Below are 14,910 nucleotides of genomic sequence, written 5' to 3' on the forward strand. Positions count from 1 at the left end.
ATCACGCTCAGCACTGCAGCCACACGCGCATCAGCGCCGCCAGCTTGTCGATGTCGATCGGTTTGGACAGGTAATCGCTGGCGCCCATCTCCAGGCACTTCTCGCGATCGCCGCGCATCGCCTTGGCGGTCAGCGCGATGATCGGCAGGCTGGCGAAATGCGGCTGTGCGCGGATCGTGCGGATGGTTTCGTAGCCGTCCATGCCCGGCATCATGATGTCCATCAGCACCAGTTCCGGCGCTTCGTCGTCGGCCAGCATCCTCAGCGCCTTGGGCCCGTCCTGCGCCAGGCTCACCTGCAAGCCCCAGCCGCGCAGCACCTTGGACAGCGCAAACAGGTTGCGCATGTCGTCGTCCACCAGCAGCACGCGGCGACCGGTCAGCTTGCCGGCAGTCGCCGATTCGGCGGCCGCGCGCGACGGCGCATGCTGGATGCTGTGCAGGAACAGGCTGACCTCGTCGAGCAGCCGCTCGGTGGAGCGCGCGCCCTTGACCACGATGGCGTCGGTGTACCGGCGCAACTTCAGGTTTTCCTCGCGGCTCAGTTCGCGACCGGAATACACCACCACCGGCGGCACGCCACTGGCGGTTTCCGCCAGCCGCTCCAGCAGTTCGAGCCCGGACATGCCAGGCAGGCCCAGGTCGAGCACGATGCAGTCGTAATCCGTATGGGCGATCTTCTCCAGCGCTTCCTCCGCGGAGCCGGCTTCGTCGATCTGCACGTTGTCGCTGCGCAGCATGATGTGCACGGCGGTGCGCGAGTCGGCGTCGTCGTCCACGATCAGCAGCTGCCGTTGCTGCCCGGCGGCGAAATGCAGCAGGCGCTCGAGCGCCTGGCCGATCGCTTCGCGGCTGACCGGCTTGGTCAGGAAGCCGACCGCGCCGCGTTCCTGCCCGCGCCTGCCGCCGTCGGTGACGGAGATGAAATGCACCGGGATCACCCGCGTGGCGTCGTCGGCCTTGAGCTGGTCGAGTACGCTCCAGCCGTCCATCGCGGGCAGTGCGACATCCAGCAGGATGCCGGTGGGGCGATGCTCGCGCGCCAGTTGCAGCCCCGATTCGCCATCGCCGGCGACCAGTGCGCGATAGCCCTTGCGGTGGATCATGTCGATCAGGATGCGCGCAAAGGCGGGGTCGTCCTCGATCACCAGGATCGTGGTCTGGCCCGGCAGCAGCGTGCCGCGATCATCGTCGATCGACTCCGGCAGCAGGTACGGCGAGGCGGCACGGCTGAGCCTGGTCGTGCTGGTGTGCGGCAGGTCTTCGGCGAACCCGGATACCGCAGGCGGCGTCTCCGGCAGCAGCACGGTGAAGCGACTGCCGTGGCCGCTTTCGCTGCGCAGCACGATGTCGCCGCCCAGCAGCTGCGCCATCCGCCGCGAGATCGCCAGGCCCAGCCCGGTACCGCCGAACTGGCGGCTGGTACCGGCATCCACCTGCTCGAACGCGTTGAAGACGCGCTGGAACTTGTCTTGCGGTATGCCGATGCCGGTATCGCTCACCGTCATCGCGATCAGCGGCTGGCCGCGCAGTGCCTCGGGGATGTCGACGTCGTTGCCGGGGCGGCCGATGCGCACGTTCACCGCGCCCTCGGCGGTGAACTTGAACGCGTTGCTGAGCAGGTTGTTGGCGATCTGCTCGAGCTTGCTGCCGTCGGTGCGCAGGATCGACGGCAGGCCGGGGTCGATGTCCAGCGCGAAGCCCAGCCGTTTTCCCTCGGCCACATGCGCGAACGTGCGCCGAAGCCGTTGCCCCAGTTCGACCAGCGCCAGGTTGTCGATCACCAGTTCCATCTTGCCGGCCTCGACCTTGGACAGGTCGAGGATGTCGTTGATCAGATGCAGCAGGTTGTTGCCGGCGTCGTGGATGATCCGCGCCGACTCGATCTGTTCCTCGTCGAGGTTGCCGGTGTCGTTGTCGGCCAGGCTGCGCGACAGGATCAGCAGGCTGTTCAGCGGCGTGCGCAGTTCATGCGACATGTTGGCCAGGAACTCGGACTTGTACTGGCTGGCGCGGGCCAGCTCGGCGGCCTTGTCGGCGGTTTCCTGCTGCAGGTCCTCCAGCACGTATTTCTGCCGGTTCAGGCTGTCGGTCTTCTCGCGCAATTCCTCGTTGGACGCCCGCAGTTCCTCCGCCTGCACGCGCAGCTCTTCCTCGGAGGCGATCAGCCGTTCGGACTGTTCCTCCAGTTCGGTCGTCTTCGCCTGCAGTGCCTCGTTGTTGTCGCGCAGCACTTCCTTCTGCTGGCGCATCACCAGTTCGGACACGCGCAGGTCGTCGGCCTGTTCCTGCGTCTGCAGCAGCAGGTCGTGCGTGCTGACCGCGCGGTTGAGGTTCTCCATGGTCAACGCCACGATCGGCAGCAGTTCGTCCAGCAGTTGCTTCTGCTGCGGGGTGAGCGGCACGAAGCAGGCCAGTTCGAGCACGCCGATCAGGGTGTCGCGGTAGAGCACCGGCAGAATCACGACGTGGCGCGGCAGCGCTTCGCCGCTGCCCGAGTCGATGTGCAGGTAATTCTCCGGTACTTCGTCGAGCACGATGGGTTTGCGTTCGATCGCGCACTGGCCCACCAGCCCTTCGCCGGGCAGGTAGTGATCCGCCGTACGGTTGCTCAGGCGCAGGCCGTAGCTGCCGAGCAGGTCGAGGCGATGGCGCGCGTCGTCGAAGGAATAGAACAGGCCCACGCCGGCCTCGCACAGCGGTACCAGTTCGCTGGCCAGCCATTGCGCGAAATCCTTGTGCGTGGTGGCCTGCAGCAGCACGTGCGAAATGTCCGATACGCGGGATCTGACCCAGGTCTGTGTCTCGGTATCCAGCGACATCTGCTTGAACACCTGCAGCGCGCGGGCAATTTCGCCGATCTCGTCGCGACGGTCGAGCCGGCGGATTTCGAAATCGTTATCGTGATTCGCCAGCCGCGTCATCAGGTCGGTAAGGCGACGCAGCGGCCGGGTCACCAGCTGCGAAGTCAGCCGGATCACGGTGATGCCGAGCAGGGCTCCGAGCAGGATCGCGGCGATGTTGATCCACCGGGTGGTGACCAGCGAGCTATCGAGTTGCAGGTTGCGCGCCGTCAGCAGGTGATTTTCCTGGACCACCATCTGGTCGATGACGGCGTACAGATCCTCGCTGCGAATCGTACGGCGTGCCAGATAGTTCGACTGGATATGCTGCATTTCCAGCGCCACCGTCGTCGTATCGACGCCCTTCAGCTGGGCGATCGCGTCGATCACGTTGACCTTCATCTCGCGCTGCCACTGTGCCGCCATCTTTTCCAGCGAATCGATGCGCAACTGCTGCAGATGATTGTCGGCGGTCATCTGGCGCAGACGGGCGATGCGCTCGTGCAGGTCGCCGGTGCCGCTGTCGAACATCGCCCGCTGGTCGGCGCGCTGCGTCAACGCGTAGCCGCGCGAGCCGATCTGGCTGGTCTGCAGGGCGCGCTGCGCATGGTCGAGTTCGAGTAGCACCTGGTAGGTATGCGTCGCCAGGTAACGGTTGTTTTCCTGCTGGCGCAGCGAGTGCAGGGTGATCACGCTGGTCAGCAGGAACAGGCCCAGCAGCAGGCCGATCGCCAGCATCATCTTGCGCTGCAGCGGCTGGTTGGCCAGCCAGGAATTTTTTTTCGGGCGGGTAGGTGGCTGCATGCGGGTCACGGCGGCTCGGTAGCGGTCTGTTCCGCGACCGCCGGGTCGGCGGTCGCGCCATCAACAGGGTAGCCCGTGCTGCCGCCGAACCATAGCCGGCCGTGCGCCGGGGCTCAGTGGCGGCCGAACCGCCGCCGCAATACCTGCCATGGCCGGCATGGCACGATCGAGCCGCGCCGCAGCGCGACGACCAGCAGGCTCAGTGTGCACAGCGAGCACAGGCCCAGCGCGATCACCGACGCCTCGGCGCCGAACACGCCGCCGCTGAGCCAGTCCGGGCCGCTGCGGGTGGAGACCAGCCAGCCGTCGGCCGGGGTGCCGGAAACCGGGATGCCGTAGATCGTGCCCTGGGCGAAGTTCCACGCCGCGTGCAGGCCCATGCAGATCGGCAGCGAGCGGGTCAGGTGGTAGATCATGCCGAACAGCAGGCCGGCCTCGATCGCGATCGCCGCCGAGCTCCACAGCGTGGCGCCGGGGTTGCCGACGTGCGCCGCGCCGAAGAACAGTGCCGAGACCAGCAGCGCCCACCAGCTGCCCAGGCCTTCCTCGACGATGCGGAACAGCACGCCGCGGCAGATGATCTCCTCGCCGATGCCGGCGCCCAGTCCGAACATCAGCAGGGCCGGCACCCATGGCGCATCCGGGTTGGTGCCGGTGACGTGGTAGCTGCCGAGCAGGTACAGCACGCCGACCACCGCGCTGAACAGCAGCAGGCCGGCGGCCGTGCCGATGGCGCCATCCGGCAGCAGCCGGCGTGGCGCCAGTTCGGTGAGCGGGCGACGTTCCACCAGCCGCACCAGCAGCAAGTAGGCGAGCAGCGCCGGCAGCGCGCGCATCAGGAGCTGTGCCAGGCCGTGGATGGTCGCCGAGGCGTCCTTGCCGCGCCAGCCCAGCACGTGCATCAGCGCGCCTGTGGCGAAGCTCAGCGCCAGAAACAGCAGCACGAAGATCACGATCCGCGCCAGCGGCGAGAACAGCAGCCAGCGCATCCAGCGTGGCGCCGCGGGCGGCGTGGTGAAGGCGATGGCCTGGTCGTGCATGCGTGATCCCCCGACAAAGATCCGCACGTTAGCAGCGGTGTCGCGCTGCCGCTACAGCTCCACCGCCACGGCATGCTCGCGCGTATTGGCGAAGCGCACCTGCGGCCAGCGCTCCTGCGCCAGCTGCAGGTTGACCCGCGTCGGCGCGATGTAGACCAGCTCGCCGGCGCCGTCGATGGCGAGGTGCATCGCGTTCTTCTCGCGGAACTCGGCCAGTTTCTTCTCGTCGTCGCAATGCACCCAGCGCGCGGTGGTCACCGTCACCGGCTCGAAGCTGGCGTCGACGTTGTACTCGTCCTTCAGGCGGTAGGCGACCACCTCGAACTGCAGCACGCCGACCGCGCCCAGGATCAGGTCGTTCGACATCAGCGGGCGGAAGAACTGGGTGGCGCCTTCCTCGCTCAATTGCGCCAGGCCCTTCTGCAGCGCCTTCATCTTCAGCGGGTCGCGCAATCGCGCGCGGCGAAAGAGTTCAGGCGCGAAGTTCGGGATGCCGGTGAAGGAAACCTGCTCGCCCTCGGTGAAGGTGTCGCCGATGGTGATGGTGCCGTGGTTGTGCAGGCCGATCACGTCGCCCGGATACGCCGTCTCGACGATCTCGCGGTCGCTGGCCATGAAGGTCAGCGCATTGGCGATGCGCACTTCCTTGTTGGTGCGCGTCTGGATCATCTTCATGCCGGCGTTGTAGGTGCCCGAGCACACGCGCATGAACGCCACGCGGTCGCGGTGCGCCGGGTCCATGTTCGCCTGGATCTTGAACACGAAGCCGGAGAGCTTCTCCTCTTCCGGCTGGATCTCGCGCGTGGTGGTGGCGCGCGGGCGCGGGCTGGGCGCGTGTTCGACGAAGAAATCCAGCAGCAGCTGCACGCCGAAATTGTTCACCGCCGAGCCGAAGAACACCGGCGTCTGCCGGCCAGCCAGGTATTCGTCGAGATCGAAGGAGGGCGCGGCGCCCTGCACCAGTTCCAGTTCCTCGCGCAGCTCGCGCATCGCCTCGGTGCCGATCTTCTCGGCCAGGCCGGGCGCATCGAGGCCCTTGAAGATGGTCGAGTCCTGCCGCGTGAAATTCTTGCCCGCCTCGAAGATGTGCACCTCGTCTAGCGCCAGGTGGTACACGCCCTTCAGCCGCTTGCCCATGCCGATCGGCCAGGTCAGCGGCGCGCAGGCGATGCCCAGCACCGACTCCACCTCGTCCAGCAGCTCGATCGGCGAGCGGCCCTCGCGGTCGAGCTTGTTGATGAAGGTCATGATCGGCGTATCGCGCAGCCGACACACTTCCATCAGCTTGATCGTGCGCTCTTCGACACCTTTGGCGCAGTCGATCACCATCAGCGCCGAATCCACTGCGGTCAGCACGCGGTAGGTGTCCTCGGAGAAGTCCGCGTGTCCCGGCGTGTCGAGCAGGTTGACGATCTTGCCGTCGTACGGAAACTGCATCACCGACGACGTCACCGAAATCCCGCGCTCCTTCTCCAGCGCCATCCAGTCCGAGGTGGCGCTGCGCGACGTCTTGCGACTTTTCACCGACCCCGCCATCTGGATCGCGCCGCCGAACAGCAGCAGCTTCTCGGTCAGCGTGGTCTTGCCCGCGTCAGGATGGCTGACGATGGCGAAGGTGCGGCGGCGGCGGGTTTCTTGGAGATGGGTGGGCATGGGGGCGGGTTGGCTGGAGCGCGAACCGGTAATTGTAGCGTGGATGGGCTTCTGCTCCCTCTCCTCCGGCAGCGCCGGGGGAGAGGGTTGGGGAAAGGGGTGCTCTTGTACTAGTGAGTGGCAAGAGCTTTCGTGCGCCTGCAGCGCCCGAGGTACTTCTCTTTTGCTTGTCCAAAAGAGAAGTACCCAAGAGAAAACGACACCCCGCTTGGCGCTTGCCGGGCCTCCTGCCCGGCAAGTCCGTGAGCCGGGGCCGGGCTTTTCGAACGGGCTTCCTGCCCGTGCGAAAAGGAGTCGACCTCCTGTCGACTCCCGCTACGCGGCCTGTCGTCCCCGCCTCACCGCCGCACAGGGGCCCCGGGTAGAGCAGCGCGCCATCCTGGCGCGCACTCGGTGCGCCACCGCTGCGCGGCGGCGGAGGAGCTGGTTGCCAGGGCCGCTGTCTTGAGGACGGCTTCCAGGGTGCGGGAGAGCCTCGGTTCGGTCTGGAGCAACTGCTCAAAAGTGCACTCTGGCCCGAGTTTCAGACCCCGAGTTTCAGTTGCACCAAAGGGTGCAGGAGGGTGTTCTGCTGCAAGTAATCGTGGCCGGCGTCCCTCAGCCTGATCAAAGCGACTTTTGGGTGACTGATGCCAGGATTGCTCAGAATTCCCAGCCTTCGCTCTCCATAAAGCCTTCAAGGTCGAGGTATGGGATCTTGAAGTGATCGCAGATGTTGGGCACCTTGACGGCATGTGGCTTGAGTCGCTCCATCGTCACGACGGTGCCGCCGATGGCATAGGCGCGGGCCACGATGAATGCATCAGCATTGCGGCCACCCTTAAAGAGCTTTTGCTTCTCGATGTTGGCCTGGAAGTGCGCCACCGAATAGATTTTCCCAACGAAGGCACCTTCCTTCGCGTCGGGTGTCGTGAAGAGCCTCTCATTAGCCTTGGCCCATTCAGTATCACCGCCCGGCGCCCCATCGTGCAGCTCGTGATAGGCCTCGCGCGTCGACGTGATCTCGCCGCCCGCAACGAGTTGGTCAAATGCCTCCCACAGCGAGACAAAGCGCTTGCGGTAATAGTTCTTGTGCAGGTTGGAAATGACGTTGGTGTCCAGTACGTACATTAGAGGCCTCCCCCCGCGAATTTCTCTGCGAAGGTCGGCAAGCTCTTCGGCTTGAGGTTCAGGTACTCGGCGAGCTGGCCGCGGTCAAAGCGGCGCTGGTAGTACCTCGTAAAAGCCAAGTCGATGTAGCGTTGGCCTAGGTAAGCATGCTGGCTGTTGTAGTAGTTGCCCGATGACTCGGCGTCCTTGGGTTTCATCTGCGCGGCCCATTCCTTCGCAGCCGCTCCGTACTCGTCGGCGTCGATTAATCCGCGGTCCAGGAACTTCCGATAGATCACCTCGCGGCTCACGTTGAAATAGCCGGCGAACTGCGTTGCAAGCGGCCTTCCGATCCTGGTGCCATCGAGCATCTTGTCCAATACGTCGTCGGGCACCAGGACACGCGCGGCCAGACCATTGCAGATGATCTCGATCTTCTGCTCGGCATTGCCTAGGTGGTCGATGAAATGGTCATCGGACAGGTCAACGCCGCTCGTGTGGAACAGCAGGTGTCCAAGCTCGTGGAAAAGCGTAAAAATTTGACGCGTCTTCGCCGAGCTATTGTTGATGTAGATAACCGGGAACTCGTCGTCGTACAGGCAGAAGCCGAAATAGTTAGGCGCGCGAAAGGCGTCTTTAAAGACGTACACGCCGGCCTTCGCCGCGAATACCTCGCGCCAATTCTCTAGCGCCTTCTCGACGCTTCTCCAGCTCGCTTGCTCTTCAATGCTTACGCCAAGATAGGCACGCACTTTGGCGGCGATCTTGTCGAGGGAAGCGTCTGGGGAGAACTTCAGGTCGGCGGAGATCACGCGGCCTGCAGGATTCTTCGAGTCGTTCAGCTCGGCCAGGTTGAGCTGCATTGCCTGACCACGGCGCAGGAAGAAGCGTACCGTGCGCGGAATGGCGGCGAAGTCCTCCGCCGTGAGCGTGCGGAAAGACTGCTCAATCGGCGGCACCTGGGGCGGCTTCGGAAAGAAGAAGACGGCCACTGGGATCTTGAACCGCTCGGCCATCTGTTCCACCTGCACGTAGCTCGGCAGCGCCTCCCCTGCTTCCCAGGTAGCGATCTTCTTGAAGTGACGGACGGCATCGTCTATCGAATAGCCGGCACGTTCTCGCGCCCACTGCACTACAGCAGGAGTGATCGGTAGTCCGTCCTTTATATCGGCCATATCAGCGACCTTCGCCCCGTTCTATGGAGACGAGGATGTTGGAGAAAAGGTTTCGGGGACAAATTTCAGGGACAAATTCGACAGGGACAATTTCCGACGTTGCCCCCTTTTTTGCGGGCACCTTTCGCGGAAGCTTGATTGTTTGTTGGCTCGGAAAGCAAGAGCTTTCGTACATTTGCTACGCCGCCTGAATCACGAATTCACTGGCCGTGGCGACGGGCTGCACGTTACGCAATGTGCGGCGCATCTCGACCAGTCCATAGCGTTCCATCGTCTTGAGTGTCCGCGAAAGATTACTGGGCGCACGCCCGGTGAACTCCGCGAGCTGGCTCAGTGACTCGGGCTTCTGTTCCCTGATGACACGCAGCAACGCGCGGTTGTCGTCGGACAGCACTTCGGCCAGCGAGCGCATGGAGGTGAACCAGATCTTCGGCTCGCTGGGGCGTGGCTGATGATCGCCGCGCGCAATGGCCAGTGCACGGGCGCGGATGGCTTGTTGGGATGCGATGCCGATGACCAACTTTTTCATGACTTCGTTTCCTCAAGTACGCGGTCGACTTCGTTGAAGAAATCCTCCAGCAATTGCTGCGGGCTGGTGAATTCGTACGGCACGCCCTTGTCGCTGACGTGACGATGTCGATGGTCGTAGGTCAGACGACGACCTGCATAGCGCTTGCGCTTCGGTGGCCTGACGGCATGCGCATTGTCGAAACCGAGTAACCGCGTGCCATAGCGATCATGCAATGTCAGCACGTAGCGTATGCCGTGTGGCACATGCTCGTTTGCCTCGATACGCCATGCCTCGATCTTGATCCAGAAACCGTTGCCCTGATCGTAGATCTCGCCGTTGAGCAACAGCAGCGTTTCCAGTCCCACGTCTTCCTTTGACATGACTATATATCATCCGATGATAACTTCAATGAATCCCGCCACGGTTTGTAGCGGCTGGTCGCATGCCGCTCCATGAAACGGAGTCAGGTTCAGTTGTTTCAGCATCTGTCCGAGGACGGAGCCGACATCACGCCAGCTTCGCCAGGTACATCACTTCGCCAACTGCACCAACACCCGATGCCAGAACTCCAGCCCCGCCGCGACTTCCGAGGCCGGCAGCTTCTCGTTGAGTCCGTGCGCAAACGTGTCGTCCGGTTTGGTGAAGGCAGCATCGATGCCGTAGCTGGGGACGCCGGCGTTGCGGAAGTACATGCTGTCGGAGGCGCCGGCGGACATGCCGGGTACGACTTCCACGCCCGGGAAGCGGTGGTGCACGGCGGCGGTCACGGCGGCGATCACGTCCTGGCGCAGGGGTGAGGCGGGGCTGGCTACCGGTGCGGGCGACAGCACGGTGACGCTGGCGGATTTGTCGTTGATCACCTTGACCAGGGTGTCGCGCACGCTGTCGACCGGCGTGCCGGGGAAGATGCGGCAGTTGATGTTGACGCTGGCGCTTTGCGGCAGGGCGTTGAGCGCGTGGCCGCCGTTGAGCATGGTCGCCACGCAGGTGGTGCGGATCTGGCCGACGTAGGCGGGGTCGGCGGAGATGGTGGCCGCGGCGGCGGCATCGTCGGGGTGGGCGGCGAAGCGGGTCATCGCGGCGCCCAGCGGGCCGGGCGTGTGCGCGCCGAGCGCACGCAGCGAGGCGAGCGTGATCTCGTTGCTGAGCGGCGGAAACTGGTAACCGGCGACGCGGTCGATGACGCGCGCCAGCCGATAGATCGCGTTGTCCGCGTTGGGTTCGCTGGAGTGCCCACCGGCCGAGGTCAGGCTGATATGGAAGTCCGCGTAAGTCTTCTCGGCGGCCTGGATCTGGTACAGCGCGGGCTTGCCGGTATCCGGGTTCAGGGTGCCGCCGCCGGCGTCGGCGTTGAGCAGGAATTCGGCGTCGTGATAGCGCTTGGCCAGTTCGCGGGTCGAGGCCATCGTGGTCTCTTCGTCGCCGGACAGCAGCAGGATCAGGTCGTGGCGCGGCTTGAAACCCTCGTGCTTGAGCCGGATCAGCGTTTCGACCAGCACCACCACCGCGGTTTTCATGTCCGCCGTGCCGCGGCCGTAGAGGTAGCCGTTCTCCTCGATCAGGGTGAACGGGTCGCGGGTCCAGTCCTTGCGCTTCGCCGCCACCACGTCCATGTGCCCGGACAGCAGGATCGGCTTGCCTTCGCCGGTGCCGCGATAGCGCGCCACCAGCGCGGCGGTTTCGCCCACCGGGATGATCTCGACGTCGCTGTCGGCAAAGCCGGCGGCCTTGAGTTTGTCGGCTAGATACGCGGCCAGCACCGGCACCTGGTGCTCGCCCTCGACCGTGGGGACGCTGATGGCATGCTTCAGCGTGGCCATGGTTTCGGGCAGCGCCTCGGCGGTGGTGCCGGCGTGGGCCATGCCGATGCCGGCGCAGAAGACCAGCGCGGCCGCCGCGGCGGGCCCAAGTGCTCGTGGTGCTCTCATGCGAAGTCCCCTGTCATGTCGTGAACGAAGCCCGAGTATGCGCGGCGGCCCGCGCGCTTGTCATATGCCGGGCTCGCTGCGCGATCGTGCTAACCTTGCCGCCGCGCTGGCGGTGCTGCCGTCGGCGCGACACCCCTTGGGGAGTAGCCTGCCTCGTTCCGCGAGGCGTCTTCGTCAACATGCTCGGCCTATCCCGCCGTGGCGAAGACACCGATCCTGGTTGGCGAGACCAACGGCTGACGGCGCCACGACGGTGGGGCGCGCCGTCGTGCCGTTGCGCCTTGCCCGACCGCTATGGCTACCCATGAATCCCGTTTCCATCCTGCTGCTCGGCTTCGCCATGTCCGCCGACGCGTTCGCGGCGGCGATTGGCAAGGGCGCGGCCATGACCCGGCCGCGGCTCGGTCAGGCCATGCGTGCCGGCCTGATCTTCGGCGTGATCGAGGCGATCACCCCGGTGCTCGGCTGGTTGCTGGGCAAGGGCGCCTCACGCTACATCGAAGCCTGGGACCACTGGATCGCGTTCGGCCTGCTGCTGGTGCTGGGCCTGCACATGGTCCGCAACGGCTTCAAGCCGGAGTCGGACGAGCCGGTCGACGAGGCGAAGAAGCACGGCCTTGTCGGCCTTGCGCTCACCGGCCTGTCCACCAGCATCGACGCGCTGGCGGTGGGCGTGGGGTTGGCCTTCGTCGACACGCCGATCGCGGTGGTGGCGGCGGTGATCGGCCTGTGCACGTTCAGCATGGTCACGCTGGGCATCATGCTCGGCCACGTGCTCGGCGCCATCGTCGGCAAGCGCGCGGAGATGATCGGCGGGATCATCCTGATCGGCGTGGGCGCGGTGATCCTGTACGAGCATCTTTCCGCGTGATGGACGCCCCATGAAAAACCCGGGGATCGCTCCCCGGGTTTCGTGGCTTTCCTGCGGCTGCCGGGTTGCCTACAGCTTGTAGCTCAGTCCGAGCATCACCGTGCGGCCCCAGGTGTCGTATTCCAGCGGGCGTGTCACCTGGACGCCGTTGGGCAGGCCGGAAACCTGCACGGTGGTGTCCGGCGTGTTGGTGAGGTTGCTGACCTGCAGCAGCAGCGACAGGCCGTTCCAGTTGCCTTCGGAGAACGCATAGCCGAGTTGCAGGTCGGTCTGCTTGTTGGCCAGCACCCTGGTGTAGCCGAGCTGGTCGAACAGCGCCACGGCTTCACCGGTGAAGGACGAGCGGTAGCGTTCGGCCACGCGCACCGACCAGCCGTACTTCTCGTAGTACAGCGCGAGGTTGGCGACCTTGCGCGACAGGCCGGGCAGGGTGGCCGGGCCGCCGGGGATCGACGAGATCGAACTGACCGGGATGTTGCTGTTGGTCAGCGAGAAGTTGCCCTGCACGCCGAAGCCGTCCAGCGCGTCTGCCAAGAGGCCGCCTTCCAGCACGCCGGACAGCTCCACTCCCTGCATCTTGCCGCCGGTGCCGTTCGCGGGCCGCGTGAACGAACCGATGTTGCTGGTCGGCGTGAGCGTGGGATCGTTGTTGGTGTAGTGCGAGAAGTCGTAGTCGAGCGTGGTCTGGTTGTAGACGTAGTTCAGCAGGTTCTTGTTGAACACCGCCGCGGCGAGATAGCTGGACTTGCCCAGATAGAACTCGTACGACAGGTCGGCACCGACCGCGATGTACGGCTTCAGCTGCGGGTTGCCGCCGCTGCCGGACCACAGCACCTGACCGGCGCCGGGGCCTTCCAGCACCTTCGACACGCTGGCGGAGGTGGCGACCTTCTCGTCGTCGATGCGCCCGCGCGCCATCGTCTTGGCCAGGCCGAAGCGCAGGACTTGCCGCTCGCTGAGCTGCGCGGCCAGGTTCAGGCTGGGCAGCACGTTGTTGTACTTCGCGCCGTCGGTGATGCTGCCGACCAGGGTGTCGCCATCGGTCTGCAGCGCGGTGGAGGACTGGTCGGTGCGTACGAACTGCACGCCCACGTTGCCGCGCAGCGGCACGTTGCCCAGCATCGTCTCGATGTTGAACTTGGCGTAGGCCACCGGCACTTTCTCTTCCACCGTGTAGTTGCGGCTCCAGTCGCCCTGGCCGTTGCGCTGGGTCAGGTAGAACTGGTTCGCCAGCGCGCCCAGCACGTCGTAGTAGAGGATGCCCGGGATGCCGCCGTAGCCGAGCGAGGTGGGCCCGCGCAGGAAGGCGGGATCCACCGGTGCGCTGAAGTGGTTGTCGTAGGTGTCCGCCGTGGAACCGTTGCCGTTGAGCCAGGCGAAGTTCACGTCGGCCTGCTTGGTCTTGGTGCGGTCCGAGTAGTTCACGCCCAGGTTCATGCTGCTGAAGATCCAGCCTAGCGGGTGACTGACTTCCAGGCGCACCGCCTTGATCGTGTCCTTCTGGCGGTCGAATTCCTGGCGGCCGTTGTAGCCGTAGCCGTCCGGGTCGGTGAACACCACCGTGGCGGGATTCGCGAGGTCGACGCCCGGGGCGAACTGCGGATAGCCGTTGCCGAGCGGGGTGCGGAAGTCGACGCTGGTGAAGGCGCCGCCGGCCAGGCCGGTGAACAGGTAGGCGTCGTGCAGTTTCTTCTTCGCGCTGGAATAGGACAGGTCGGCAGTGGCCGCCCAGCCGTTGCCGAAGTCGTACTGGTTGTTCCAGCCGGCCGAGAACAGCTTGTCGTGTTCCTTGGTGTACTGGTTCTGCAGGATCGGCGCGATGCCGTCGATCGTGCCGGAAGTGACCACCGGGTAAGGCTGCGCCGGCGTGACGCCCACGTTGGAGTAGCTGACGTTGTCCCACGGGCTGCTCGACCACTGCGCGCCGTTGGTGAACTTCTTCTCGCCGAAGGTGGAGTGGTACAGGTCGAGGGTGGAGTGGTAGTTGTCGCCCGGCGCCCATTCCAGCACGGCCATCAGGCCGCTGCGCCGCTGGGTCAGCGACTGCGCGCGCAGCTGCATGCCTTCCTGCGAGAGCACGCCGTCGGGCAGGCCCGGCGTATGCGGTCCACCCCAGTTTTCCTCGGCGCTGCCCGGACCGTTGTTCATGCTCCACCACCAGGCCTGGTACTGCTTCTCCTGGATCGGCGAGTCGAGGTGGGCGAAGCCCACGGCCACGCCCAGGGTGTGGTCGAAGAACTGGTCGATGTACGAGATGCTGGCGCGGTGGCCCATGTCGCCCACGCCGCTGCCCGGGCTGAGCTTGCCGTTGCTGGTGTGCTCGCCGCGCAGATTGACGGCGAAGGCGCGGTTGGGCAGGTCCAGCGGATGGATGGTGTGCAGGTCGACCGTGCCGGACAGGCCCTGGCCGATCAGGCTGGCGTCGGGCGTCTTGTAGATCGCCGCGCCGCTGATCAGCTCGGACGGGTACTGGTCGTATTCCACGCCGCGGTTCTCACCGATCGTGGCCTGCTCGCGCCCGTTGAGCGTGGTGCCGGCAAAATCGGGCGCCAGGCCGCGGATCGAGATCACGTTGGCGCGACCGTTCAGGCGCTGGGTGGCCAGGCCCGGTACGCGCGACAGGCTCTCGGCGATGCTCGCGTCCGGCAGCTTGCCGATGTCCTCGGCCGAGATCGCCTCGATGATGTTGTCCGAGTTCCGCTTGGCCTTCAGCGAATTCTCGATGCTGCCGCGGATGCCGGTGACGACGATGGTGTCGAGGTTGCTTACCGTGTTCTCGGACTTCTTGTTCTTCTTTGCGCTGGCGTCGGCTTTCTTGTCGACGGGTACCGTCTGGCTGTCGGTCGGCTGCGGCGCCTGCGCCTGCGCCTGCTGGGCCGACGCCGTGCCGGCCAGGACCAGGCCGAGCAAAGCGGTGGCGCAGGCGGCAGCCAACGGCCGCTGACGGATACGGACAGACCGCGCAAGCAGTGCATGCGGCAAGTGATGAGAATTCAT

10 protein-coding genes are annotated in these 14,910 nt (G+C 65.1%); 1 reads left to right on the forward strand and 9 read right to left on the reverse strand.

The features are described 5' to 3' along the window. Nucleotides 1–7 precede the first annotated feature (7 nt). The 8 genes from ASG75_RS12135 to ASG75_RS12170 all read right to left on the reverse strand — a co-directional run bounded on the left by ASG75_RS12135 (nucleotide 8) and on the right by ASG75_RS12170 (nucleotide 11,042). Nucleotides 8–3,646 carry a response regulator gene (locus tag ASG75_RS12135; RefSeq protein ID WP_056389660.1) on the reverse strand — a complete coding sequence of 1,213 codons (3,639 nt, stop codon included), beginning with the start codon at nucleotides 3,644–3,646 and terminating at the stop codon, nucleotides 8–10. 113 nt (nucleotides 3,647–3,759) lie between these two features. After that, nucleotides 3,760–4,686 carry a type II CAAX endopeptidase family protein gene (locus tag ASG75_RS12140; RefSeq protein WP_056389663.1) on the reverse strand — a complete coding sequence of 309 codons (927 nt, stop codon included), beginning with the start codon at nucleotides 4,684–4,686 and terminating at the stop codon, nucleotides 3,760–3,762. A gap of 51 nt (nucleotides 4,687–4,737) precedes the next feature. Then, a complete protein-coding gene (locus tag ASG75_RS12145; RefSeq protein ID WP_056389665.1) occupies nucleotides 4,738–6,339 on the reverse strand; it encodes a peptide chain release factor 3 in 1,602 nt (533 codons plus the stop codon). Nucleotides 6,340–6,981: 642 nt separating this feature from the next. Then, nucleotides 6,982–7,449: a PIN domain-containing protein gene (locus ASG75_RS12150; RefSeq protein WP_056389667.1), complete on the reverse strand. Its 468-nt coding sequence runs from the start codon at nucleotides 7,447–7,449 to the stop codon at nucleotides 6,982–6,984. Then, entirely contained in the window at nucleotides 7,449–8,603 is a 1,155-nt protein-coding gene (locus ASG75_RS12155) for an ImmA/IrrE family metallo-endopeptidase (RefSeq protein WP_056389670.1), read from the reverse strand. The genes ASG75_RS12150 and ASG75_RS12155 overlap by 1 nt, the downstream gene beginning before the upstream one ends. A gap of 178 nt (nucleotides 8,604–8,781) precedes the next feature. Then, nucleotides 8,782–9,132, reverse strand: coding sequence for a helix-turn-helix domain-containing protein (locus ASG75_RS12160; RefSeq protein ID WP_056389673.1), 351 nt, complete (start codon nucleotides 9,130–9,132; stop codon nucleotides 8,782–8,784). Next, nucleotides 9,129–9,494, reverse strand: coding sequence for a DUF6516 family protein (locus tag ASG75_RS12165; RefSeq protein WP_056389676.1), 366 nt, complete (start codon nucleotides 9,492–9,494; stop codon nucleotides 9,129–9,131). The genes ASG75_RS12160 and ASG75_RS12165 overlap by 4 nt, the downstream gene beginning before the upstream one ends. A 150-nt stretch (nucleotides 9,495–9,644) precedes the next feature. After that, on the reverse strand, nucleotides 9,645–11,042 hold the full coding sequence (locus ASG75_RS12170; protein ID WP_200935695.1) for a M20/M25/M40 family metallo-hydrolase: 1,398 nt from the start codon (nucleotides 11,040–11,042) through the stop codon (nucleotides 9,645–9,647). Between the two features lie 304 nt (nucleotides 11,043–11,346). Here ASG75_RS12170 and ASG75_RS12175 point away from each other — a divergent pair, with 304 nt between their 5' ends. After that, the gene (locus tag ASG75_RS12175; protein ID WP_056389684.1) at nucleotides 11,347–11,913 is read left to right on the forward strand and encodes a manganese efflux pump MntP family protein; all 567 of its coding nucleotides are present in this window, start codon (nucleotides 11,347–11,349) and stop codon (nucleotides 11,911–11,913) included. Nucleotides 11,914–11,982: 69 nt separating this feature from the next. Here ASG75_RS12175 and ASG75_RS12180 read toward each other — a convergent pair whose 3' ends face one another. Next, nucleotides 11,983–14,910 (reverse strand): TonB-dependent receptor, encoded by a 2,928-nt coding sequence (locus ASG75_RS12180; protein WP_056389687.1) that lies wholly within the window; start codon nucleotides 14,908–14,910, stop codon nucleotides 11,983–11,985.

It is taken from the genome of Rhodanobacter sp. Soil772 (genome assembly GCF_001428385.1).
Taxonomy (GTDB): Bacteria; Pseudomonadota; Gammaproteobacteria; order Xanthomonadales; family Rhodanobacteraceae; genus Rhodanobacter.

Excerpts from the sequence above, each read along its gene's own strand:
- ASG75_RS12135 (WP_056389660.1), bottom strand. The coding sequence starts at position 3,646 with ATGCAGCCACCTACCCGCCCGAAAAAAAATTCCTGGCTGGCCAACCAG.
- ASG75_RS12140 (WP_056389663.1), bottom strand. The coding sequence starts at position 4,686 with ATGCACGACCAGGCCATCGCCTTCACCACGCCGCCCGCGGCGCCACGC.
- ASG75_RS12145 (WP_056389665.1), bottom strand. The coding sequence starts at position 6,339 with ATGCCCACCCATCTCCAAGAAACCCGCCGCCGCCGCACCTTCGCCATC.
- ASG75_RS12150 (WP_056389667.1), bottom strand. The coding sequence starts at position 7,449 with ATGTACGTACTGGACACCAACGTCATTTCCAACCTGCACAAGAACTAT.
- ASG75_RS12155 (WP_056389670.1), bottom strand. The coding sequence starts at position 8,603 with ATGGCCGATATAAAGGACGGACTACCGATCACTCCTGCTGTAGTGCAG.
- ASG75_RS12160 (WP_056389673.1), bottom strand. The coding sequence starts at position 9,132 with ATGAAAAAGTTGGTCATCGGCATCGCATCCCAACAAGCCATCCGCGCC.
- ASG75_RS12165 (WP_056389676.1), bottom strand. The coding sequence starts at position 9,494 with ATGTCAAAGGAAGACGTGGGACTGGAAACGCTGCTGTTGCTCAACGGC.
- ASG75_RS12170 (WP_200935695.1), bottom strand. The coding sequence starts at position 11,042 with ATGAGAGCACCACGAGCACTTGGGCCCGCCGCGGCGGCCGCGCTGGTC.
- ASG75_RS12175 (WP_056389684.1), top strand. The coding sequence starts at position 11,347 with ATGAATCCCGTTTCCATCCTGCTGCTCGGCTTCGCCATGTCCGCCGAC.
- ASG75_RS12180 (WP_056389687.1), bottom strand. The coding sequence starts at position 14,910 with ATGAATTCTCATCACTTGCCGCATGCACTGCTTGCGCGGTCTGTCCGT.